This window comes from Pseudomonas migulae, from assembly GCF_043225285.1.
Taxonomy (GTDB): domain Bacteria; phylum Pseudomonadota; class Gammaproteobacteria; order Pseudomonadales; family Pseudomonadaceae; genus Aquipseudomonas; species Aquipseudomonas migulae_C.
The window spans coordinates 3,759,653-3,781,511 of the sequence record NZ_CP171224.1 but is presented as its reverse complement, the minus strand read 5'-3'; the positions used below and the strand labels follow the sequence as shown (position 1 = coordinate 3,781,511).

19 protein-coding genes are annotated in these 21,859 nt (G+C 60.5%); 5 read left to right on the top strand and 14 right to left on the bottom strand.

The window, feature by feature from the left end; all coding sequences use genetic code 11:
• Nucleotides 1-129: 129 nt before the first annotated feature.
• Nucleotides 130-1,149: a Glu/Leu/Phe/Val dehydrogenase dimerization domain-containing protein gene (locus ACF6ZU_RS17330; RefSeq protein ID WP_392885408.1), complete on the bottom strand. Its 1,020-nt coding sequence runs from the start codon at nucleotides 1,147-1,149 to the stop codon at nucleotides 130-132.
• 173 nt (nucleotides 1,150-1,322) lie between these two features.
• Here ACF6ZU_RS17330 and ACF6ZU_RS17325 point away from each other — a divergent pair, with 173 nt between their 5' ends.
• Nucleotides 1,323-2,126, top strand: a complete 804-nt coding sequence (locus tag ACF6ZU_RS17325) for a SirB1 family protein (RefSeq protein ID WP_392885406.1) — start codon at nucleotides 1,323-1,325, stop codon at nucleotides 2,124-2,126.
• Between the two features lie 59 nt (nucleotides 2,127-2,185).
• On the opposite strand, the gene ACF6ZU_RS17320 is transcribed toward ACF6ZU_RS17325, so the two are convergent.
• From ACF6ZU_RS17320 to hmgA, 4 genes are all read right to left on the bottom strand, one after another.
• Nucleotides 2,186-3,547: an MFS transporter gene (locus ACF6ZU_RS17320; RefSeq protein ID WP_392885404.1), complete on the bottom strand. Its 1,362-nt coding sequence runs from the start codon at nucleotides 3,545-3,547 to the stop codon at nucleotides 2,186-2,188.
• A gap of 147 nt (nucleotides 3,548-3,694) precedes the next feature.
• Nucleotides 3,695-4,330: a maleylacetoacetate isomerase gene (gene maiA / locus ACF6ZU_RS17315; RefSeq protein WP_392885402.1), complete on the bottom strand. Its 636-nt coding sequence runs from the start codon at nucleotides 4,328-4,330 to the stop codon at nucleotides 3,695-3,697.
• A gap of 12 nt (nucleotides 4,331-4,342) precedes the next feature.
• Nucleotides 4,343-5,647 carry a fumarylacetoacetase gene (gene fahA / locus ACF6ZU_RS17310; RefSeq protein WP_392885400.1) on the bottom strand — a complete coding sequence of 435 codons (1,305 nt, stop codon included), beginning with the start codon at nucleotides 5,645-5,647 and terminating at the stop codon, nucleotides 4,343-4,345.
• A 3-nt stretch (nucleotides 5,648-5,650) separates the two neighbouring features.
• Nucleotides 5,651-6,955, bottom strand: coding sequence for a homogentisate 1,2-dioxygenase (gene hmgA / locus ACF6ZU_RS17305; RefSeq protein WP_392885398.1), 1,305 nt, complete (start codon nucleotides 6,953-6,955; stop codon nucleotides 5,651-5,653).
• Between the two features lie 165 nt (nucleotides 6,956-7,120).
• Here hmgA and ACF6ZU_RS17300 point away from each other — a divergent pair, with 165 nt between their 5' ends.
• Nucleotides 7,121-7,903, top strand: a complete 783-nt coding sequence (locus ACF6ZU_RS17300; protein WP_392885397.1) for an IclR family transcriptional regulator — start codon at nucleotides 7,121-7,123, stop codon at nucleotides 7,901-7,903.
• A gap of 3 nt (nucleotides 7,904-7,906) precedes the next feature.
• Here the strand turns inward: ACF6ZU_RS17300 and ACF6ZU_RS17295 are convergent, their stop codons facing one another.
• The 8 genes from ACF6ZU_RS17295 to ACF6ZU_RS17260 form a co-directional block, all read right to left on the bottom strand.
• Nucleotides 7,907-8,596, bottom strand: coding sequence for a hypothetical protein (locus tag ACF6ZU_RS17295; RefSeq protein WP_392885395.1), 690 nt, complete (start codon nucleotides 8,594-8,596; stop codon nucleotides 7,907-7,909).
• 203 nt (nucleotides 8,597-8,799) lie between these two features.
• Nucleotides 8,800-11,340, bottom strand: a complete 2,541-nt coding sequence (locus ACF6ZU_RS17290; RefSeq protein WP_392885393.1) for a LuxR C-terminal-related transcriptional regulator — start codon at nucleotides 11,338-11,340, stop codon at nucleotides 8,800-8,802.
• A gap of 140 nt (nucleotides 11,341-11,480) precedes the next feature.
• Entirely contained in the window at nucleotides 11,481-12,848 is a 1,368-nt protein-coding gene (locus ACF6ZU_RS17285; RefSeq protein WP_392885391.1) for a DUF1329 domain-containing protein, read from the bottom strand.
• Between the two features lie 23 nt (nucleotides 12,849-12,871).
• Nucleotides 12,872-14,665: a DUF1302 domain-containing protein gene (locus ACF6ZU_RS17280; protein ID WP_392885389.1), complete on the bottom strand. Its 1,794-nt coding sequence runs from the start codon at nucleotides 14,663-14,665 to the stop codon at nucleotides 12,872-12,874.
• 513 nt (nucleotides 14,666-15,178) lie between these two features.
• A complete protein-coding gene (locus tag ACF6ZU_RS17275; RefSeq protein WP_392885387.1) occupies nucleotides 15,179-16,090 on the bottom strand; it encodes an SDR family oxidoreductase in 912 nt (303 codons plus the stop codon).
• A gap of 313 nt (nucleotides 16,091-16,403) precedes the next feature.
• Entirely contained in the window at nucleotides 16,404-17,306 is a 903-nt protein-coding gene (locus tag ACF6ZU_RS17270; RefSeq protein ID WP_392885384.1) for an alpha/beta fold hydrolase, read from the bottom strand.
• Nucleotides 17,306-18,088: a class II aldolase/adducin family protein gene (locus tag ACF6ZU_RS17265; protein ID WP_392885383.1), complete on the bottom strand. Its 783-nt coding sequence runs from the start codon at nucleotides 18,086-18,088 to the stop codon at nucleotides 17,306-17,308. The genes ACF6ZU_RS17270 and ACF6ZU_RS17265 overlap by 1 nt, the downstream gene beginning before the upstream one ends.
• Before the next feature lie 169 nt (nucleotides 18,089-18,257).
• Nucleotides 18,258-18,716: a flavodoxin gene (locus ACF6ZU_RS17260; protein WP_392885381.1), complete on the bottom strand. Its 459-nt coding sequence runs from the start codon at nucleotides 18,714-18,716 to the stop codon at nucleotides 18,258-18,260.
• A gap of 102 nt (nucleotides 18,717-18,818) precedes the next feature.
• On the opposite strand from ACF6ZU_RS17260, the gene ACF6ZU_RS17255 reads away from it, so the two are divergent.
• The gene (locus tag ACF6ZU_RS17255; protein WP_392885379.1) at nucleotides 18,819-19,295 is read left to right on the top strand and encodes a PAS domain-containing protein; all 477 of its coding nucleotides are present in this window, start codon (nucleotides 18,819-18,821) and stop codon (nucleotides 19,293-19,295) included.
• Between the two features lie 54 nt (nucleotides 19,296-19,349).
• The gene (locus ACF6ZU_RS17250) at nucleotides 19,350-19,955 is read left to right on the top strand and encodes a hypothetical protein (RefSeq protein WP_392885378.1); all 606 of its coding nucleotides are present in this window, start codon (nucleotides 19,350-19,352) and stop codon (nucleotides 19,953-19,955) included.
• Nucleotide 19,956: 1 nt separating this feature from the next.
• Here the strand turns inward: ACF6ZU_RS17250 and ACF6ZU_RS17245 are convergent, their stop codons facing one another.
• Nucleotides 19,957-20,916, bottom strand: coding sequence for a MerR family transcriptional regulator (locus ACF6ZU_RS17245; RefSeq protein ID WP_392885376.1), 960 nt, complete (start codon nucleotides 20,914-20,916; stop codon nucleotides 19,957-19,959).
• Between the two features lie 211 nt (nucleotides 20,917-21,127).
• Between ACF6ZU_RS17245 and ACF6ZU_RS17240 the strand changes: the two genes are divergently transcribed.
• Nucleotides 21,128-21,697, top strand: coding sequence for an antibiotic biosynthesis monooxygenase (locus tag ACF6ZU_RS17240; protein ID WP_392885375.1), 570 nt, complete (start codon nucleotides 21,128-21,130; stop codon nucleotides 21,695-21,697).
• Nucleotides 21,698-21,859: the final 162 nt, after the last annotated feature.

Sequence of the window (21,859 nt, the reverse complement as noted above, 5' to 3'; positions counted from 1 at the left end):
AGTCGAGGCCGCTGAGCCTGCCAAGCCAGCCAAAGCTGCCAAGGCCCCCAAGCAATAAACGCCCGAATTGAATAGGCCCTGAGTCGAATGGCTCAGGGCCTTTTTCATGTCCGCAATAAAAGCGGTTTCTCAGCGATACAGCACTTTCTCCGCCAACTCATCCGCCACCCTCGCCGGCGAACGTTTTTCCGCCTGGGCATGGGCAAAGACTTCGGTCAGCCGCGAACTGATTTTCGACAGGTGCGCGGTGATGGTCGCCAGTTCTTCACCACGGTGTTTGAGCGACACGTAAATCAACCCGCCAGAATTGATCACGTAGTCCGGCGCATACAGGATGCCGCGCCGTTCCAGTTGGTCGGCGACATCCAGATGCGTCAGCTGATTGTTCGCAGAGCCGGCCACTGCCGAGCAGCGCAGTTGCGTCACGCTGTGGCTGTTGAGTACGCCACCGAGGCCGCAGGGTGCAAGGATGTCGCAAGGGGTGCTGAGCAGCGAATCGTTGGCGATCGGGTGCGCGCCCAGTTGCTCCATCGCCAGTTGTACCTTGCCGTGATCGATGTCGCTGACCAGCAGTTCGGCGCCGGCGGCGTGCAGCTGTTCGGCCAAGGCATAACCGACGTTGCCCAGGCCCTGGATGGCCACGCGCAAGCCTTCGAGGTTATCGCTGCCCAGGCGCGCCATGGCGGTAGCGCGGATGCCGGTGAATACGCCCATCGCCGCGTGCGGCGCCGGGTCGCCGGCCGAGGTGGTGCTGGTGACATGCTGGGTCTGTTGCGCAATGCAATCCATGTCCGCCACCGAGGTGCCGCTGTCGATGGCGGTGATGTAGCGACCATCGAGCTGATTGATGCAGCGGCCAAATGCTTCGAACAACGCGGCACGATTTTCCACGTGGGCCGGCCGGACAATCACCGCCACACCGCCGCCCTGCGCCAGGCCGGCGAGCGCCGCTTTGTAGCTCATGCCTTGGGCGAGGCGAATGGCATCCTCGACGGCGGATTCGTCATCGGGATAGGCAAGGTAACGACAACCTCCCAGGGCAGGCCCGAGACGGCTGTTATGGATGGCAATGACCGCCTTCAACCCGGTGACCGGGTCAACGCTCAGATGCAGCGATTCAAGGCGAGTGCTTTGCATGAGAGCGAACATCGTAGGGGCTCCCGAATCACTTCTTGTAGTCGCCAGTATAGGCTTGCGCCCAAAAATTGCTGAAGCGCACCGGAATAAGCGTAGCCGGCATTCAGGGTTTCGGACATAACCGGGTGTGCCACTGGACGAACGCCGCAGACGAGGCTAAAACGAGGCATTGCCCGGAGATTTTGATGACGCCGCGCCAACGTTTCTTCGACTGCCTGCAACGATCACCGCCCGCGCTGTTCGAGGCGGCGCTGTGGATTGCCGTCGAGCACGACAAGGAAGTGAATCCGGCAGCGGTCCTGGCCAGCTTCAAGGACCTGCAATTGCGTGTCAGCTATGGCTTGCCGATGTTGCCGGTGAGCGAACTGGCCCAGCCACTGTTGCGGCGCTTGAATGACCTCGGGTTTGCCCAGGACGATTTCACCCCTTTACGCCCGCAAGCGGCCCTGCTCGATAAGGTGCTGACGCGTCGGCGCGGGCAACCCCTGGCCTTGGGGCTGATCGCCCTGGAGCTGGCCAGAGGCCTGGAGATTCCCCTGGTCGGGGTCAACTTCCCCGGGCATTTCCTGCTGCGGGTTCCGGGGGCCGACCATTTGCTCGACCCTTGCGGCGGTCGCCGGTTGTACCCCAACGATTGCCGGGAACTGCTGCAGCGCCAGTACGGCCCGAACATGAAGCTCAGCGCCGAACATTTGCTGACGGCCGAACCGGTGAACATGCTGCAACGGCTGTCGCGCAATCTGCGCCAGTTGCACTTGTCCCACGATGATTACATTGGCGCGCTGATCGACGCCGAGCGCGTGCTCGAACTAGGCAACGCCAATGCCTCCGATTACCTGGCCCGGGCCAGCCTCTACCAACGGCTGGACTGCCCGAACGCCGAGCGCTTCGACCTGGAACATGCGCTGTTGCTCAGCGACGACCCGATTCAGCGAATTCGCCTCACGGAACGCCTGGGCCACCTCCCCCCCAACTCAATCGTCCACTAACGCCTGTAGGAGCCGGCTTGCCGGCGATCCAGACGCCTCGGTCCATCCGGCTCACCGCGTTATCGTTCATCGCCGGCAAGCCGGGCGCCTACAGGTTCGTGTGACGCTTGCGAAGGCGAACGCACCTGGATGATCAGCAGCGCTGCGACCACCGCCGGTATCGCGCAGAAGAAGAAAATCTGCTGCACCGGAATGTGCATCGCCAGCAGCATGCTGCCGAACAACGGCCCGAGAATGGAACCGAAGCGCCCTACACCGAGCGCCCACCCCGTACCGGTGGCGCGGACGTGGGCCGGGTAGAAGTTGCTGGCGAAGGCATTGAGGGTCAGTTGCCCGCCAATGATGCAGAACCCGGCGGCAAACACACAGGCCACCAGATAACGCGGGTTGTCGTGATTCAGCCCGAGCAGAATCGTGCACACCGCCGCGCCAGCGAGAATCCCCGACAGCAGGCGGACCTTGCTTTTGAGCCGGTCGGCATACCAGGCCATGCCGATCGCCCCGAGCGTGCCGGCGAACAGGAACATCGAAGTCACCAGGTTCGCTTCTTTGAGTTTCAGGCCGCTTTCCAGCAGCAGCGACGGCAGCCAGCTGATCATGAAATACAACAGAATCAGGCTGACGAAAAACGTAGCCCAGATCAGCAGCGTCGGTCGTGCATAGCCGTTGCGGAACAGCTCCACCACCGTCAGCTTGCTGCCCTGCTCAAGCTCGTTTTGCGCAACCGAAGCCATCGGTGGCTGCCAGTCCGGCAGCATGCGCGCGGAGACTTTACGCAGCCGTGCGTAGGGCGGTGCGTCGCGCAGCAAACGCGGCAACGACTCCGGCAAAAACCACGCGAGGAACGGGAACAGCAGCAAAGGCGTGACGCCACCCGCGAGGAACACCGCCTGCCAGCCGAAACTGTCGATGAACCCGGCAGCGACAAACCCGCCCGCCGCGCCGCCAAACGAAAAGCCACAGGCTGCCAACGTCACCATCAAGGTACGCAGGCGCGGCGGCGAGTATTCCGACATCAGCGCCATGGCACTGGGCATGGCGCCGCCCATGCCGATGCCGCAGATAAAACGTGCAGCCATCAAGGTGTTCAACGAATCGGCGAAGACCATCAACACGGTCAGGCAGGCGTAGATCAGCACGCAGCAGAGCAGAATCCGTCGTACACCAAATCGGTCCGCCAGGGGCGTCACCGCCAGCGAGCCCAGCGTCAGGCCCAGCAGATTGGCGCTGAACACCGGCCCGAACGCGGCTTTTTCCAGTCCCCAGTCCTGAGCCAGCGCAGGCACCACGTAGCCCAGCACCTGAGCGTCATAGCCGTCGGTGACAAGCAGCAAGGCCAGCAGCAACAGGATCAACCACTGATAACGGGACACCGGACGGGCGTCGAGTGCCGCACGGAAACTGGCAATCTGGTTGTGCATCGCAAGGTACCTGATTTTATTTTTTTAGTGAGAAGCCCCCTGTGGGAGCGAGCCTGCTCGCGATAGCGGTGTGTCAGCTACATACATGTCAGCTGACACACCGCTATCGCGAGCAGGCTCGCTCCCACAGGGGATAGGGGTCGGTGATCAAGGGGTGTCGGGCTGATTGGCCGGGTGTGCCTTGATGAACGCGGGGTGTGTTTCGGCGAGCGCGGCCACCCGACGGATCCGTGGATACGCCTCCAGCGAAATGTTGAATCGCTGCGCCGCATACACCTGCGGAATCAGGTACACATCCGCCAACCCCGGCTCATCGCCGAAGCAGTAACCGTCGTCGCCAATCAACTGCTCCACCGTCGCCAGCCCCTGACTGATCCAGTGTCCGATCCACTCGACCACCTGGGTCTCGTCGTGACCCAACTGACGCAGACGGTTGAGCACACTGACGTTGTGCAGCGGATGAACATCGCAGCCGATCACCGCCGCCACCCCGCGCTCACGGGCGCGAGCGGCGAGGTCCCGGGACAGCAGCGGCACCTGTGGATAACGTTCTTCCAGGTACTCGATAATCGCCGGCGACTGGATCAGCAACTCGCCCTCATCGGTGCGCAAGGCCGGAACCCGGCCTTGCGGATTGATCGCCAGGTACGGTGGCTGGCGATGCTCGCCACCGGGCGGTGCGATCAGATTGACCGGCAGCGCCTGGTAATCCAGGCCCTTCAACGCCAAGGCGATACGCACCCGGTAAGACGAGGTCGAACGGTAGTAGGTATAAAGTTCCATGACTCGATCCTCTTAACGCGCCGGCAGTACTTTGCCGCGGCACTCGCCGAAACCGATGGAGGCAAAACCGTCGCGGCTGCAACGGGCGCGCAAGATGATTTCGTCGCCGTCCTCCAGGAATTTACGTACCTCGCCGGAAGCCAGTTCGATCGGCTTTTTGCCGCCTTCGGTGATCTCCAGCAAGCTGCCGAACTGACCGTTTTCCGGCCCCGACAAGGTGCCCGAACCGAACAGGTCACCGGCCTGCAACTGGCAGCCGTTGACGCTGTGATGCGCAACCATTTGCGCCACGGTCCAGTACATATGCCGGGTGTTGCTCAGCGTCAGGCGATGGGCCGGCAAGTTCTGTTCGCGCATGGCTTCGGTCAGCAGCAGCACTTCCAGTTCGATGTCGAAGGCGCCCGCGGCTTGATCGCGTTTGTCGAACAGGTAAGGCAGCGGCTGCGGATCGCCTTCCGGACGGGCTGGTTGCGCACGACGGAACGGCTCCAGCGCTTCAGCCGTCACCACCCACGGCGAGATGCTGGTGATAAAACTCTTCGACAGGAACGGCCCCAGCGGCTGGTACTCCCAGGCCTGGATATCCCGCGCCGACCAGTCGTTGAGCAGGCAGAAACCGGCGATGTGATCCGCCGCATCGCCGATGGCGATCGAGTCGCCCATGGCGTTGCCCTGGCCGATCCAGATGCCCAGTTCCAGTTCGTAATCCAGACGTGCGCACGGGCCGAAAGTCGGCTCGGCCTGACCGGCCGGCAGGGTCTGGCCTTTCGGGCGGCGAACGTCGGTGCCGGATGGGCGAATGGTCGAGGCGCGGCCGTGGTAACCGATTGGCACGTACTTGTAGTTCGGCAGCAAAGGGTTGTCGGGACGGAACAGTTTGCCAACGTTTTGCGCGTGCTCGATGCCGACGTAGAAGTCGGTGTAATCGTTGATTTTCGCCGGCAGGTGCATCTCGCAGTTGGCCGCGAGTGGCAGCAGTTTTGCGCCTTGGGCTTCGATCTTGCCGTGCAGGGTGCTGCCTTCCTGGAGCAGTTCGATCAAGCGTTCACGCAGGGCAACACGCGCGCCACGGCCCAGTTCGAAAAAGGCATTGAGTTGACCGCCCCGGGTGGCTTCCACGGCGGTGCGTGCGGCGCCGTCGAACAGACCGGCCTCGAGCGCCGCTTCCAGATCAAAGATGTGCTCGCCGATCGCCACGCCGCTGCGCGGGGCGGAACCCTTTACGCTGAACACGCCCAGCGGCAGGTTTTGCAGGGGGAAATCGGCGTGGCCGTTGGCGGAGGCAACCCAGCTACGAGTGATGGAAGTCTGAGTCATGGGTTATCTCCGGGTCGGGTCGAAAGTGGCGGGCAGCGTGGCCCAGCAGGCATCGTAATCGGGTTGCAGTTGCGGGCAGTCGAGGGCGAACCGGCTCGGGCGCAGCACCTGGCTGGTCTCGAACATGAAGGCCATGGTGTTGTCGATTTTCGCGGGCGCCAGTTCGGCGTTGATCGCTTTGGTGCAGGTTTCACCGTCCGGGCCATGGGCGCTCATGCAGCTGTGCAGCGACGCGCCGCCGGGCAGGAAACCTGCGGCCTTGGCGTCGTATTCGCCTTTGATCAGGCCCATGAATTCGTTCATCAGGTTGCGGTGGAACCACGGTGGACGGAAGGTTTTCTCGGCCACCATCCAGCGCGGCGGGAAGATCACGAAGTCGAGGTTGGCCAGACCGTGAACGCTGGTCGGCGAGGTCAGGACGGTAAAAATCGACGGGTCCGGATGGTCGAAACTGACCGAGCCCAGGGTGTTGAAACGGCGCAGGTCATATTTGTACGGCACGTTATTGCCGTGCCAGGCGACTACGTTCAGCGGTGAATGATCGAGCTCGCAACCCCACAGCTGGCCGAGGAATTTCTGCACCAGGGTGGTCGGTTGCTTGAGGTTTTCGTAATGGGCGACCGGGGTCAGGAAGTCCCGCGGGTTGGCCAGGCCGTTGCTGCCGATCGGCCCCAGGTCCGGCAAGCGCAACGGCGCGCCATGGTTCTCGGCGACATAGCCGCGTGCCTGCGGGTCGAGCAGTTCGATGCGGAATTTCAGACCGCGCGGCAGCACGGCGATTTCCAGCGGCTCCAGTTCCAGCACGCCCAGTTCGGTGGCGATGCGCAGCCGTCCCTGTTCCGGCACCAGCAACAGTTCACCGTCAGCGTTGAAGAACACGCGTTCCATGGAACGGTTGGCGCGGTAGCTGTGGATGCTGATGCCGGCGGGTTTGTCCGCGCCTGAGTTGGCGGCCATGCTCACCAGCCCGTCAATGAAATCGGTCGGCTCGCTCGGAATATCCAGCGGGTTCCAGCGCAGGCGGTTGGGGGTGACTTCACCCAACGGGCCACCGGCCAGTTGCCGGTCCAGCTTGACGAACGCCGGGTGATTGGCCGACGGCTGAATGCGGTACATCCAGGTGCGCCGCGCTTCACTGCGCGCCATGGTGAACGCGGTGCCGGAGAAGAGTTCGGTGTAGAGACCGTAAGGGGCTTTTTGCGGGGAGTTCTGGCCCACGGGCAGTGCGCCGGGCAACGCCTCGCTGCTGAATTCGTTACCGAAGCCGGACTGATAAGCCAACTCGGGCACCGTTGAATCGAGGTTCATGGAGCCTCCTGAACAGGGAGTAGGCAATGGCCTGTCACTCTGTTGCAGAGGTCTCGGCACGCCTGGGTTATTTTTATCGTAATTCAATTACGCATAACGTAATTTGATTGGTATTGACCGTCAAGCTATAAAGACGCCCATTCGTCCCGGGATCAGACTGCCGCCATGGAAACGCCGCGCAACAACGACAAACAGAAAGTCCGCTCGGCCGAGGTCGGTACCGACATCCTCAAGGCGCTGGCCGAGTTGTCGCCGTCAACGTCGCTGTCGCGGCTGGCCGAACACGTGCAAATGCCGGCGAGCAAGGTCCACCGCTATTTGCAGGCCTTGATCGCCAGCGGGTTCGCCGAGCAGAACACCGCCACCAACCATTACGGCCTAGGTCGCGAAGCCTTGCGCGTGGGGCTGGCCGCACTTAACAGTATGGACGTGCTGAAAGTCGCCGCCCTGCCCCTGGCCGAGCTGCGCGATGAGCTGAACGAAACCTGTTTTCTGGCGGTGTGGGGCAATCAGGGCGCGACCGTGGTGCACATCGAACCGGCCGTGCGCGCGGTGACGGTGGTCACGCAATTGGGCTCGGTGTTGCCGCTGCTCAGTTCGTCGACCGGCCTGGTGTTTGGCGCCTATCTGCCGAAACGCGAAACCGTGGATTTGCGCGAGCAGGAACTGCACAACGCTGACACCCATTCGCTGGCAGACGACCAGGCTTATGCCGCGCTGTGCGAACAGATCCGCGCGCGCGGTCTGCACCATGTGCATGGTTTGCTGATGCCAGGGGTCGACGCGTTATCGGCCCCGGTCTTCAATGCCGTCGGGCAGGTGGCAGCGGTCATGACCATTGTCGGCCCGACATCGCTGTTCCACGCCGACGAAAACGGCCCGGCGGCACAGCGGTTGCTGGCGGCGACGCGAGCCGTGAGTTGGCGGATGGGTTACGAGGCTCGTTAAGGCTCAGGCCAGGAAACCCGGAACGACGTCGATCACTAAATTGCTGATATCTCGTGGGGTCAGGTGCGGATGCAGGTGATGTTCCTGCAGGCTGTAGGCGACCGAGTAAACACCGACATCATCACCGTGGTAGTACGGAATATCATCATGCTGAAGTGAGGCATGGACATCTTCAACCAGGCGTCTGGAGTTGAACATTTTTCGCTCCTCTCCTACTGTCACAACACTGGTCACATACACTTCATCGATATTGATGTCGGGCACTGTGTATTTCAATGCTGCGTGAACATCTTCGACACTCAATGAACGGAGCCTCCGATTGGAAAGATTGATCGAAGGCGCTGTTGTCAGCCACCTGACGATATCAATGATGATGTTTTCAAATTCAATCAAACCCAACCCTTCAATTCGATCTTTCGGATCAAAGGAATATTGTCGACTGAACACATTGCTGGTGCCTTGAGCATAGTCAGGCAGGGCTTCTTTCTCGACATACTCCAGCGTTTCCTCGTATAGCGTGCGCGATGAATGCACCTTGTCATCGATGCGATCAACCACCGTATTGAGGTAGGTTCTGAAAGGGCTCACACCCAGCGCCTGCAAACGTTCGGTCAATAACACCTTAACCGCGAAATCCGCACGGATTTTCTTCAGCTGTGAAATTTTGCTGAACGTATAAAAACTGTCACTCATAACAACTTCCTGTCACGTTATCAGGCTCAAACTTCCTGTCGAGCCCGCCAATGGATTGATAATCATCTTACAAACAGAATATTGATGTGACACATGACCACACCCATTCCAAACCGCGAAGTTTCAAAATATACAGCGAACAACTTGAAAAACCCAACCAACAACATGTATGAATTCGTAAGTTCAGACAGAACAGTTTCCTTCTAACTAACAACACCCATTTCCTTGACCTTGGCAACCGCTTGGGTTCGACGCTCCACACCCAACTTGCTATAAATTCGCCGGACGTGGGTTTTTACCGTATGCAAGGATATGAACAGTTGTTCGGCGATTTGCTGGTTGGAATTGCCTTGGGCGATCAGGGTAACGACTTCCAGCTCCCGACTGCTCAAGCGGCTGGTATCAGTCACCGTGGTGGTCACCGATTCCTCCCCTCGCAAGCGGAAAAGCAGGTTCGGCTGACGCAGACTCAAATCGCGCAACGCTTGTTGCGCGTTGCAACGGTCGACCAATGCAAGCCCTGCGGTTAGTGCCGCCCCGGCCATCCCGGGCTCGGCGCTAAGGTCCGCGACCTCGCTGATCGCCAACTGCAACTCCGTTTCCAGCGCCAGCATCGCGTGTCGTTGTGCGTGATCAAGCAAGTGCCTCAGTCGATCCAGAGGTCTTTGCGCCTGATGCAGATAGGTTTCAGCCAGGATCAACTGGTATTCGATTCTTGCAATCAATGACTGCGTGGCCGGCGGGGCCTGCCTCGCGTGGGGCCCGCGATAGTGACGCAATACCCGGATAAGCGCTCCACGGGCCAGTTCGGGACGCCCCTGCTGCAGCCAGAAATGACTGCTGACTTGCAGCAGGACGCCGCGATAGACCGTGTCCGGAATCCGCCGCTGTTGCATCAATCGTTCAGCGTCACGCAGCAGGCAAAAAGCGTGGGCGTAGTCCTGACGATTGGCGGCCAACTGCGCCAGACCGAGGTAACCATACAGCACGCGTTTGTCCTGACTGTGCAGACAAATCTGCAGACCGTTCTCGAAATATTCGGCGGCCTGGGTTTCTCGCCCCTGACACAGACTCAGGCGTCCGCGATGCAAGGCAATCCGACCCAGCAACGGCTGAGCCAGCGGTTGCTGCTGCAGGAGCAAGTCGTGCATGTTGGCCAGCAGGCTTTCTGCCCTGACGCTCGCCCCGCGCTGCTCGAGCAACTGCGCGTGATCGAGTTCCAGCAGCCCCTCGAAGACCAGCGAACCTTGCGCGCGCGCCAGGCACAACGCCTCACGGTTGAACGCCTGCGCCACGTCGAGCTCGCCTCGCAGCAGGGCCTGCTGGGTCAGGCCGGACAGGCACATCAACCGGGCATTCCAGAGCTCCGGGCCGAGTTCGCCGAGGGCTTCCTGCAAATGTTCCTGCGAGCGCTCCATGCGCCCCTGCAAATGCAAAAGCCAACCTTGCATGGCTTGCCAGCGCGCGATCAGCTGCTGTTGTTGCAACGCTGACGGCTGAGGCATGAAGCGCGATAGATGCCCGATGCATTCGTCCGCTTGCTCAAATCGCCCGGCGAACAACAACGCTGCGGTGATCAGCCCGACCAGTTGCGGCGACCCCAACATCAACTCCTCGCCTTGCCGTTCGTGCAGGCGCAACAACAGCACCACGGTCTGCTCCTCGAACAGGTGCTCGAAACTGAAGTGCTGCAACAGGCTGACCGCGACTTCGAATTCTTCCGCCAGCAAGGCCTGTTCAAATGCGGCTTTCCAGTCGAGCTCGGCGGCGAACCACTGACAGGCACGTCGATGCCAGGAACGCCCCTCCGGCCATTGTTCTTCACGGACCAATTGTGTGAGGGGCGCGAAAATCTGCAGCCAGTCGTTCGACTCCTGCCACGGTTCGATGAAGCAGCCCAACGCTTGCAAGGTACCCAGGCACTGAGCACCCTCACCCGCACCGAACAAGTGATCACACAGCCGGGCATTGAAGCGCGGCAAGTGCGCCAGCACCCGCCAGGCTTCCGTGAGCTCCGGGGTCAGAATGCTGAACAGCTCATGTTCGAGGTAGTCGTGCAGAGTGTCGGGGCGGCCATGCAGTTGTTCGTTGCGCGACCAGTCGCATTTTTGCAGCAGCGCAATCCGCACGCCGGCGCACCAGCCACCGCTCAGCTCGATGATTCGGCTGGCACGCCTGGCGGCCTGCTCGGGTTCCAGGTTATGCAGCAGTCGGGCGATTTCGCTTTGGGTGAAGGCCAGCGTGGCGCGCTCGCAGTCGTACAGTTCATCCGCCAGTAACAGGCGCGGCCAATTGCACGGCGGTCGGCGCCGACCGCTCAGCCACCAGGTGACCATCGGGCTACTGATGGCCAACAAGCGGTCGAGCAACAGGTCCAGTTCCGGGTTGGGCGTGCGGCAATAATCATCCAGACCGATCCAGACCGGTGTCGGCCAGCGCGCCAGATGCGCCAGCAATCCGGGCTCGTCCGAGGTGTCCGTCCCCAGCGCGTGAGCCAGTCGCCGGCGCAATTCGTCCGCCGTCATCGAGGCCCCCGCCAGCGACAGCCAGCAGACCTGGCAGTGTGCCCGCGACAGGCTCTCGACCAGCAGCGCACTCTTGCCACTGCCGGCCGGCGCGCAGAGCAACTTCACCCGCGCGGTCGAGGCCATCAGCGGTTCGATCAACCGCTCGCGAGAGAGGTGATGAGATGACAAACGGGGCAGGAGTCCAGGACGATCCAGACACGGAGTCATGGCGGTCATAGTGGTGCGCCTTTTTATAATTGTGGCGCCACCCTAGTCCTCTCTACACGGCTTGTTGAAGAAGTATTCAGCGTGCTGATTTGCACCTATAAAAAAGGTGACCGAAGGGTCACCTTTGTGTGTAGGAGCCTGTAGGAAAATTACCTAACCCCCGTACTCCGCAACGCTGCCGGCGTGTAGTCCCCCGCTTTGGCATCGATGTTGAATTCGAAGCTGCGCTTCTCTTCGTTCTTCATCCCCAAGGCAATGTAGCGACCGGCAATCAGGTCATACAGCGCCTCGACCGTGTAGGCCGGCACCTGGTGATCGTAGTAAAACTGCGCGTGCCCCTCGGCCACTCGCCAGAGCTGGCCGCGACCGTCGTAATGGTCCGCCAGCGCCACCTGCCAGCTGTCTTCGTCGATGTACATGTGACGCTTGGCGTACACGTGCCGCTCGTTGGGCTTGACCGTGGCGACCACCTCCCAGACCCGGTGCAACTCGTAGCGGGTCAGGTCCTGATTGATGTGCCCGGCCTTGATCACATCGGTGTACTTGAGGTTCGGCGAGTCGAGCTTGTAGCTGTTGTAAGGGATGTACATTTCTTTCTTGCCGATCAGCTTCCAGTCATAGCGATCCGGCGCGCCGGAGAACATATCGAAGTTGTCCGTGGTGCGCAGGCCGTCGGACGAGGTGCCGACGCCGTCATAGGCCACTTGCGGCGCACGTCGTACGCGACGCTGGCCGGCGTTGTAAATCCAGGCCTTGCGCGGTTCCTGGACCTGATCGAGGGTTTCGTGCACCAGCAGCACGTTGCCCGCCAGCCGTGCCGGGGCCGTCACTTCCTGCTTGAAATAGCTGAGGACGTTTTCGTCGCTGCCCGGCTTCAGGTCACCCAGCAGCGAAGGCACAGCGACTTCGTCCTTGAAGCGGATCACGGTGAAATCACCATTGGACTGCGGCGTTGCCTGGGTGATGGTGCGACGCAGGTTGCCGCCGTGATAACGGGTCACGTGGTTCCAGATCACTTCGACGCCGTTCTTCGGAATCGGGAAAGCGTAGTAGCGATTGCCGGTGAAATTGGCCAGGCCGTTTCCGTCGTTGATCGGTGTCACGTTCAGCGCACTGCGCTTGGCCGACTCGTAAATCTCGGGCGGCAAGGCCACCGTACGATGGGTCGGGTAGACCGGGATCTTGTAGGTTTCGGGATAGCGCTTGAACATCGCGATCTGACCGTCGGACAGCTTGTCCTTGTATTTATCGACGTTGGCCGCGGTGATGGTGAACAGCGGTTTTTCATTGGCGAACGGGTCGGCCAGGAAACCTTTGCTGTCCACCGCCCCGGCGTTTTTCGGGATGCCACCGGTCCAGGCCGGAATCGAACCATCGGCGTTGCCGGCCTTCTCGGCGCCCAGCGGCGTCAGGCTGGTGCCGAGCTTGTTCGCTTCTTCCGGCGAGACCGCGGCCATCACATTGGCAGCCAGCAGGCTCAGGGCCAGAACACCGCATTGCAGAATCATCTTGCGCATGGAAATCATCCTTCTCAGCCAGATCAGAAGTTCACGCCAAAGCTCAACGCCAGGAAGTCACGGTCTTCCAGGGTGTTGTAGTCACCACCGAAAAAGTCGGTGTAACTCAAGCTCGCGGTGTAGGTGTTGCGATAGTCCGCATCGACGCCGACGCTGATGGCCTTGGCGCCTTCGTTGAACAGACCGTTGGGGCCGTAGCCGGCGACGTCGTGGGACCACGACAGGTTGGGTTTGAAATTGATCCCGGCGATGACGTTGTTGTAATCGAGGATGGCGCGGGCGCGATAACCCCAGGACGTCGACGTGACAAAACCGTCCCTGTCACCGCCGAAACCGTAAGCGCCATACACCGAGTCACGGCCGTAACGCAGTTTGCTGCGCGATTCCAGACCACCGACGCGGACAACCGCCGCCTCACCCACCAGGGTCAAACGGTCCGCGCCGGCCACCTGATCGATGAAGTGCGTCAGGGTGCTCTGGACCTGGGTAATTTCCTTGCGGCGATAGCCCTTGTTGTCAGCGCCTGGCCGGGTGGCAATGGGTGACGCCGCGCCGCCGGCAATCGGGTTGAGCAAGGCGAGGGTCAGGTCGGTGCTGTTGACCTGCACCGGGGCATTCGGGCGATAGCTGATCTCGCCGGTCCACGCGGTGCCGGTCGGCAAGGTGGTGGAGAAACTCGCGCCGTAGAGGCGGATGTCTTCCGGGTATTCGAGGTAGTACTGGCCGCGACCGAGCATCACGCTCTGGGCCAGCGCGGAACCAGTGCCGGGGGCGATGGCGTTCGCGGTCGCCACGATGCCGGGGATCCGTGCCAGCGTGCCCAATCCGGCGGTGGTGGTGCCGACGTTCGGCGTACGACTGTGGTAGTTCATGAAGTACAAGCCGTACTCGGTGTCATCACCCAGCCAGCGCAGCGCGGTGCCCCACTGCCCGGAGTCGCGGGCGTCGCGGTCGCCGCCCCGGGGCACGATCACCCCTTCCTTGCTGACCTGGAAACCCTGGCCGAAAGCAGCAGCAATCGGTTGCAGCGGCGCGATCGCCGGGCTGGCGACGGTGTACCCCGTGGTGCAACCGTCCGCCGCCACGTCACCGCCGAAGAAGGTGCCGCAGTTGTCGAGAACGGTCTGGTCCCACTCCAGCTGGTAGAAACCTTCCACGGTGAGCTTGTCGGTCAGGCCCTGGGAGGCGAACAGCATGTTCACCGGGATCAGGCCTTCCTTGATCTCGGCACCAGGGCGGCGGAACGCTGAAACGTCGACCGGGTTGATGCTGTTGATCGAGTTGCCGATGAAGGTACTTTCGCCCCAGCTGACCACCTGTTTACCGGCACGCACGGTGCCTGGCAGGTCGGCGATGGAGTAGTTGTGATAGACGAAGGCATCGAGGATCTGCGCGCCGGCAGACTTCGAACCCTCTTTGCGATTGTGATCGCTGATCGGCTTGAACTCGCGGTCTTCGTCCTTCAGTTCGAAGTCGTACCAATATTTGCCACGGACGAACACCCCGGTGTCGCCGTACTTCAGTTCCAGGTCGTGGATGCCCTTGAAGATCTTGGAGTAGGTCTCGCCCTTCTTGAAGTTCAGTCGCCCATCGTCACCGGTCGACGCCTGGCCGCTGCCACCATTGACGGTGCCCACCAGCGATTGTTCGGCATCGCGCATGCCCCAGCTCGCACCAACGGACAGCGAGGAATCGAAAGTCCCTTCGATTTCGCCAATGTTGAATGAAACGGCCTGCGCCTGGGCACAACTGCCCAAGGCCACCGCAACGGCCAGCGCCTGCGGTGTGAAGATGGCGCGCATTGTTGTTTTTGTCATGCGTCTTCCCCGGTGAGTGACAGAAGGCCACACCCTACTGCCGCAGGTCGGGGGCGATAAGCGCACGAAGGAGGTATTCGTTGTGTACCTCTAAAGGATGAAAGGCGTTGCGGAGTCTGGGTTTGCGCGGGGTATGGATGGGCTGGATAAGACACCATCATCCACACGGATCACCCGCTGCGCCGCCCTCTGGCACTGTTACTCATGCTGCAACAGATCATGTCACGAATCGCTATTTTTCCTTCCGGCTCAAGCAGTTATTCTGCCCGGGCTTTCAAGGTGAACGACCGGAAAGCACAAAACGACGGGATGTGAGTTGCCCATTCCATCGTCGCCAGATTTGGATGATTCGAAGATTTTCGACCCGTCGCCCCGTGTTCACTGACGTTGATTTGTAGCTCCTTGATCCAACGTCTTACTTTGGCCGCTGCGTTTGCAGCGGCCTTTTTTATGGGCGATGGTTTTTCGAGGAGGATGGCAGGTCCCGGGCGGGCCCTGCCGACAGCGCGGGGATCAGAGGGCGTACTTTTGCAGGTTACCCATCATCTCCTTCAGCGCCTCAATGTTGTCTTTCGGATGCGCGGCACCTTCGAAGTCGCAGATCTGCTGCCAGTGCGCCGCCACATCTTCCGGTGAAAACCCGACCCGAGGATCGAAGCCGGCGCCAAGGCTGCGTTCCCAGCGCACCTTGCCCATCCAGCCGCCACCGACTTCGAACAACCCGGAGGTTTCCTGGCAGTTTTCACTGGAGAGGTACACCACCAGCGGGCTGACCAGTTCCGGCTTGAGTTGCTCGAAGACTTGCGGCGGGATCAGGCCTTCGGTCATGCGCGTTCCGCCGGTGGGCGCGATGGCGTTGACCAGGATGTTGTTCTTGCGGCCTTCGATGGCCAGCGTGCGGGTCAGCCCGTAGAGGCCGAGCTTGGCCATGCCGTAGTTGGACTGGCCGAAGTTGCCGTAGATGCCCGAGGTGGACGCGGTGAAGATCACCCGGCCGTAGTTTTGTTCACGCAGGTGCGGCCACGCGGCGCGGGTCACTTTATAGGCGCCTTCGACGTGAACGCGGTAAACCAGGTCCCAATCGGCGTCGTCCATCTTGTGGAAGGTTTTGTCCCGCAGGATGCCGGCGTTGTTGACCACTACGTCGACACGGCCAAAAACGTCGAGGGCGTTCTGGACGATTTTGTCGCCGTCGGTGACGGAGTCATGGTTGGCCTCGGCGATGCCACCGGCCTCGCGGATTTCAGCCACGACGCGATCTGCTGCCGAGGCATTTGCGCCTTCGCCCTGGGTCGAGCCACCGAGATCGTTGACCAGCACCCGAGCGCCCTGTTTTGCGAACAACAGCGCATGAGCGCGCCCCAGGCCACCACCCGCTCCGGTGATGATCACGACTTTATCTTCGAAGCGCACAGGCTCATTCATTAGGGGGACTCCAGCAGGCCAGGGGACATTGAGTCCGAGTCTCCGGCAAGGCGCTGCGGGTCACAATGAACACAAGGGGGGCTGAATAGTGCTCGATAAGGCTGGGGGATGATGAGCGTACGGACCGAGTCGCGGCCCGATCGCCAGCAAGCTGGCTCCTACAGGAACAGGGTTAACCTCGATTTTTTGGCAACGCAAAACATTGTAGGAGCCGGCTTGCCGGCGATGGCGTCCTCATAGACACCGCAAACCTCGAAATCGCTATCGCCAGCAAGCCGGCTCCTACAGGGATGCGGTGGTGTTTTAATGCTCGCTACGAGCAGGCCACTTTGAGCGAGGTCGACATCAGGTGATCGCGGAACGCAAGGTAGTGTTTCAGCACAAGCGCCGGCGCTTCTGTCTGCGGGTAGTGGCCAATGCCCGGCAACAGCACCGTATCCGGGTTCGGGATCAACTCCCGATAGCGCTCGACCATGTGTGCGCCGGAGATCGGATCGACTTCGCCATTGATCAACCGCATGGGCACGTCACCGCGTTGCATCGCACTCACCCAACGATCGCGCTGGGCGCGGCGTTCGGGAATGTAGGCAATCAGCTTGTGCAGGATCCGCGGCCCGTGGTTGGTGTCCACCAGGCTCCAGAAATCATCCATTTCACTCTCGGTCGGACGGCTCTGCGGACCGAAGATCTGCCGGAAACTCTTCACCAGCGCATCACGGGAAAAGGCCCGGCCGATCATCCAGCCCAATGGGCTGAGCAACAGTTTCTGCGTCAGTATCGGACGATGGGTTTCCGGGAACAGGCCGCCATTGAGGAACACGCAACTGGCCAGATGAATGCGCGCTTCGTAATGCCGGGCCAGCAGTTCCTGGGCCACGCTGTCGCCATAATCATGGGCCAGCACGTGCACCGGTTGTTCGATACTTAAGTGTTCCAGCAACGCCTGTTGCAGGTCCGCTTGCTCCAGCAGGCTGTATTCGTGGTCCACCGGTTTGGCGGAATCACCGAACCCGAGCATGTCGCAGGCAATCACCCGATAACGCTGGGCCAGCGGTTGCCAAAGGTAATGCCAGTCCCAACTCGCCGTCGGGAAGCCATGGATCAGCAGCAGCGGCTCACCCTGCCCCGCCGTCCAGTAGCGAATGGTCTGGCCACGGAATACGAACGTCTGGCCGCGTTTGCGCCAGACACACAGAGGGATCTCGGCGAGAGGCATCAGAATTTATATCCCGCGTCTTGTTGATCGAGTTTGCGCAGCAACGCTGGCCAGGCCAGTGCGCCGCCCATCCCTTGAGCACTTTTGGTCACGCCGGCGATCATCGCCTTGGCGCCCGCCAGAATCTGCGGTTCGATGGCGATCAGTTCCGCACCGCCGCCCTGCGCCATCACCTGGATGTCGCAGGCGCGCTGGAAGGTGAACATCATCAGGAACGTATCGGCGATGGTGCCGCCACAGGTCAGCAGGCCGTGGTTGTGCAGCATCAGGAAATTGTTTTCACCGAGGTCGGCTTGCAGCCGCGCCTTCTCTTCGTGATTGAGCGCCACACCTTCGTAGGCGTGGTAAGCCAGGCTGGACAGGACGAACAGCGATTGCTGGCTGATGGGCAGAACGCCTTGCTTCTGCGCCGACACCGCCACGCCCGACGCCGTGTGGGTATGCAGCACGCAGACCACGTCGTGACGCACTTCATGCACGGCGCTGTGGATGGTGTAGCCCGCCGGGTTGATCTCGTAAGGACTGTCCATCAACTTGTTGCCGGCCTGATCGACCTTCACCAGACTCGACGCCGTGATCTCGTGAAACATCAGCCCGAACGGGTTGATCAGGAAGTCTTCGGTGCCTGGCACCTTGGCGGAAATGTGGGTGAAGATCAGGTCATCCCAGCCGTGCAGGGCGACCAGGCGATAACAAGCCGCCAGGTCGACGCGGGTCTGCCACTCGGCGGCGCTGACCTGGTCTTTGACGCTGTAGGACGATTGGAGGGGGGCTACGCTCACGACAAGGAACTCCTGTTCTTATTGTTTTGCTCACGTAAGCCAGTCTAGTCAGCCCCCGGGGTTCCTGTAGTTGCATTGGCAGCCAGCTTGATGGCCTAGCGAGTCACTGCGCAAACTAGCCTGGATCCAAGTCAAAGTACCGACGCCAGTAACGACGCAAGGCCCGGATTCAGCAGGCTCGCAGCGCCGTGACCAGCTCTGCCAGCCAGGGCTCGGCATCGGTTTCCGGGGTAACGGTTTCACTGGAGTCCAGGCGCAGCATCGGCAGCACTTCGCGCACGCCCAGTTCGCCGAATAACTCGCGCATCAACTCGCCGCCACCGCAGAACGTATCGCCGTAGCTGGTATCGCCCAGGCCTAGCACCGCGCCTGGCAAACCGCGCCAGGCAGCCGGCAACTGATCGCGAATGGCGAAATACAAGGGTTGCAGGTTGTCCGGCAATTCACCCATGCCGGTGGTCGAGGTCACGGCCAGGAAGGCTTCGGGGCCAAAGGCCTGAAGATCGGCAAGGCTCGCGCGCGGGTTGTGGAAAGTTTCAAATCCCGCGGTTTTCAAAAGGCTCGCGGCGTGTCGGGCGACTTCTTCAGCCGTGCCGTACACCGAGCCGGAAAGAATGGCGACTTTCATCAATCTGATCCTGAAGCTCAATAAAAGGTCGGGATATTAACAGCAGCGCTCGCATTGTTCTTTTAGAATGAAAATCTCTATCAACAGGAAGGGACTCTATCCATGATCAACGCCCAACTGCTGCAAATGGTGATTAACGCGTCCAACGACGGCATCGTGATCGCCGAAAAAGAAGGCGAACACGACAATATCCTGATTTACGTCAACCCGGCGTTCGAACGCCTGACCGGCTACAACAGCGAAGAAATCCTCTACCAGGATTGCCGCTTCCTGCAGTCCGGCGACCGCGATCAGGCACCGCTTGCGTTGATTCGCGAGACGCTGGACAGCGGCGGTTCCTGCCGGGAAATCCTGCGCAATTATCGCAAGGACGGCACTCCGTTCTGGAACGAACTGTCCCTTTCGACGGTAAAAAACCCGAGCGACGGCCAGACTTATTTTGTCGGCGTGCAAAAAGATGTGACCGTTCAAGTCAAGGCGCAGCAGCGAGTGGCCCAGCTTGAGCAGCAGGTGGCGGAGCTTCAAAAAGAGCTCGCCGAACTAAAAGCGACGAACGGTCAAAACAAAATCATGAATTGATTGTCATTAACTACAATCACCGTTGGCTTTGTAACTATTTCTTTCGAGCAGATCATGCAGCGTGACGCACTCCTGACCCAGGATGAGCTGGATTTCATCCAGACCATGCAACACAACCCGCAACTCAACGTGCGGGATGCGACGTCGAGCCTGCTCGTAAACGGTGGTTCACAGATCCGTGACTTGCTCACGCGCCTTGCCGCCCATGAGCAAGTCACCATCCAGGCGAATTTCGAAAACCAGCAAATGACCTTTCCGCTGCACCTGGTGGAAGACGAATTTCATGCGCTGCATTTACGCCTTGGTGTCCCCAGCATTTACGAAGACGGGCCATTGGTCCGGCCATGGCGCCTGGTACTCGAAGAGCCAGTAGCCCTGGAGAATGCCAGCGGCCAGCCCGGTACGATGTGGGTCCATGAAGTGTCGTTCAAGGGTGTGTTGCTGGAAGTCCGCAACAAAACCAAGCCGCCCAAACATTTCGCGCTGTGGTTCAGCCCGTCAGGCTATGAGCGGATCGCGATGCGTGGCACTTTCGAGAAGGAAACCGAGAACGGTTTCTATGCTTATCAGTTGAGTCAGAGCGACACCGACGAAACCGAGCGCTTGCGTCAGTACATCCTTCAGCAACATCGGTTGACCCATCCAGCCCTGCACCTCTGACTCAGGTATCCAGGTTACCCGCCAGGAACTGCTTCAAGCGCTGGCGCATCAACGTCCCTTCGTTACCCAGGCAGCCAATCGACGTTCCGGCGAGGCTTTCCTGCGCCAGATCGGACGCATCCCCAGCCAGCATCAACTGACAATCCAGGCTCATGGCCAGTCGATTGAGTCGGCGCGGCAGTTCAGGAGCGGGTGCGTGATTGGAAAAAAGCACCAGCGCCTGCGGCCTGATTTTTTCGCACACCAGGGTGAGTTCATCGAGCGGTTGGCCGATGGTCAGCAGTCGCACGCCCATTTCATTGCTGCTCAGGAACAACGCCGCGACCAACAATTCGAGTTCACGGCACTGACCGGCCAATGCGCTGACGATCACCCGCCGCGGCTGGTTGGCACGCATCAGCAGCAAGCGCTGCAGAACGCGCGTGCGCAAATAGCCATCGAAAAACAGCCATTCGCTGGTCTGGCCGAATTGATCCTGGCGCTGTAGCAACTGCTTCCACAGCGGCATCAGAATGCCCTGGAAAACCACGGTCTGGGGGTAACTGGAAAAAATCTGCCCGTAGACCTGATCCATCTGAACATCGTCGAACGCGCTGACGGCGGCATGGACCTGCTGCTGCCATTGCGCGTAGTCGGCGTGTACCAGTTCATTGGGGATAATGTGCGAGAGCGCCTGAAGCGGCGCGGTCTTGGCCAGGATCTTGCCGACCTTGCTGACAGCGACGCCACGGTCGATCCAGCCGAGGATGCTGTGCACGCGCTCGATATCAGCCATTGCGTACAACCGATGCCCGCTCTCGGTGCGCGTGGGCTGGATCAGACCATAACGACGCTCCCATGCCCGGAGCGTGACCGGGTTGACGCCGGTCAGCCGCGCCACCTCGCGAATCGGAAACAAGTCCTCCTGTTCGAGGGGAACTACGGTCTGGGCAGCAGTGACATCGTCAGTCAAGACAGGCATTGGGCAGTCAACTTCCGTGTGTTCATTGGATCCTATTCTACCTCGCCTGCCCCGTCACCATTCAAGGCATAGATGAACGACGATTGTCACAGGCATAACCTGTAGAATCCGGAATAATCCTTGCTTATACCGAGACGCAGCCCACCACCCCGGCGCTGTGCCTGGCGAAACTCCTATCCGGAGTGACGCAATTGTTAAACGGAGATACACGATGTCTACCTCCCCCGTCACATTGATGGTTGCGCGCCGCGTCGCCAATGGGCGTTATCAGGACCTGATGGCCTGGTTGCGCGAAGGCGAACAACTGGCCACTGACTTCCAGGGCTATCTCGGTTCCGGTGTACTTGCGCCGCCGCCCGGCGATGACGAGTTCCAGATCATTTTCCGCTTCGCCAATGAGCAGACCATGCACGCCTGGGAGCATTCCGCCTCGCGTACCACCTGGCTGGCGCGCGGCAGCGACTTGTTTGCGCACAAAACGGAGCATCGCGTAAGCGGCATCGAAGGCTGGTTCGGTGCTGTCGGCGCACGTCCGCCACGCTGGAAACAGGCCGTGGCGATCTGGCTGGCGTTCTTTCCGGTGTCGTTGCTGTTCAACTTCGTGCTCGGGCCGTTGCTCGGCGAAATGAGCCTGCTGCCCCGGGTGATGATCAGCACGCTGTGCCTGACGCCGCTGATGGTCTACTTCTTCATTCCGCTGTCGACACGTTTGTTGGCGAGCTGGTTGAACAGCACTCAAACGCGGCAATTGCCCACCAAACCCGCCTCCCAGAATCACTGATGACCCTTTGTGGGAGCGAGCCTGCTCGCGATGGCTATGTGTCAGTCAATATTTGCGCAAACTGACACACCGCCTTCGCGAGCAGGCTCGCTCCCACAGAGGTTGCCGCGCCAATAGGTGGACAGCTCCCGTCGCTGGTATAGTTTTGCTCTCACCGTGACG

What these genes read in the sequence shown, in the direction of transcription:
- ACF6ZU_RS17260 (WP_392885381.1), bottom strand. Translation starts at nt 18,716, where the DNA reads ATGAAAGTCGCCATTCTTTCCGGCTCGGTGTACGGCACGGCTGAAGAA.
- ACF6ZU_RS17285 (WP_392885391.1), bottom strand. Translation starts at nt 12,848, where the DNA reads ATGCGCAAGATGATTCTGCAATGCGGTGTTCTGGCCCTGAGCCTGCTG.
- ACF6ZU_RS17330 (WP_392885408.1), bottom strand. Translation starts at nt 1,149, where the DNA reads ATGTTCGCTCTCATGCAAAGCACTCGCCTTGAATCGCTGCATCTGAGC.
- ACF6ZU_RS17325 (WP_392885406.1), top strand. Translation starts at nt 1,323, where the DNA reads ATGACGCCGCGCCAACGTTTCTTCGACTGCCTGCAACGATCACCGCCC.
- ACF6ZU_RS17290 (WP_392885393.1), bottom strand. Translation starts at nt 11,340, where the DNA reads ATGACCGCCATGACTCCGTGTCTGGATCGTCCTGGACTCCTGCCCCGT.
- ACF6ZU_RS17270 (WP_392885384.1), bottom strand. Translation starts at nt 17,306, where the DNA reads ATGCCTCTCGCCGAGATCCCTCTGTGTGTCTGGCGCAAACGCGGCCAG.
- maiA (WP_392885402.1), bottom strand. Translation starts at nt 4,330, where the DNA reads ATGGAACTTTATACCTACTACCGTTCGACCTCGTCTTACCGGGTGCGT.
- ACF6ZU_RS17295 (WP_392885395.1), bottom strand. Translation starts at nt 8,596, where the DNA reads ATGAGTGACAGTTTTTATACGTTCAGCAAAATTTCACAGCTGAAGAAA.
- hmgA (WP_392885398.1), bottom strand. Translation starts at nt 6,955, where the DNA reads ATGAACCTCGATTCAACGGTGCCCGAGTTGGCTTATCAGTCCGGCTTC.
- ACF6ZU_RS17250 (WP_392885378.1), top strand. Translation starts at nt 19,350, where the DNA reads ATGCAGCGTGACGCACTCCTGACCCAGGATGAGCTGGATTTCATCCAG.
- fahA (WP_392885400.1), bottom strand. Translation starts at nt 5,647, where the DNA reads ATGACTCAGACTTCCATCACTCGTAGCTGGGTTGCCTCCGCCAACGGC.
- ACF6ZU_RS17255 (WP_392885379.1), top strand. Translation starts at nt 18,819, where the DNA reads ATGATCAACGCCCAACTGCTGCAAATGGTGATTAACGCGTCCAACGAC.
- ACF6ZU_RS17245 (WP_392885376.1), bottom strand. Translation starts at nt 20,916, where the DNA reads ATGCCTGTCTTGACTGACGATGTCACTGCTGCCCAGACCGTAGTTCCC.
- ACF6ZU_RS17320 (WP_392885404.1), bottom strand. Translation starts at nt 3,547, where the DNA reads ATGCACAACCAGATTGCCAGTTTCCGTGCGGCACTCGACGCCCGTCCG.
- ACF6ZU_RS17275 (WP_392885387.1), bottom strand. Translation starts at nt 16,090, where the DNA reads ATGAATGAGCCTGTGCGCTTCGAAGATAAAGTCGTGATCATCACCGGA.
- ACF6ZU_RS17280 (WP_392885389.1), bottom strand. Translation starts at nt 14,665, where the DNA reads ATGACAAAAACAACAATGCGCGCCATCTTCACACCGCAGGCGCTGGCC.
- ACF6ZU_RS17240 (WP_392885375.1), top strand. Translation starts at nt 21,128, where the DNA reads ATGTCTACCTCCCCCGTCACATTGATGGTTGCGCGCCGCGTCGCCAAT.
- ACF6ZU_RS17300 (WP_392885397.1), top strand. Translation starts at nt 7,121, where the DNA reads ATGGAAACGCCGCGCAACAACGACAAACAGAAAGTCCGCTCGGCCGAG.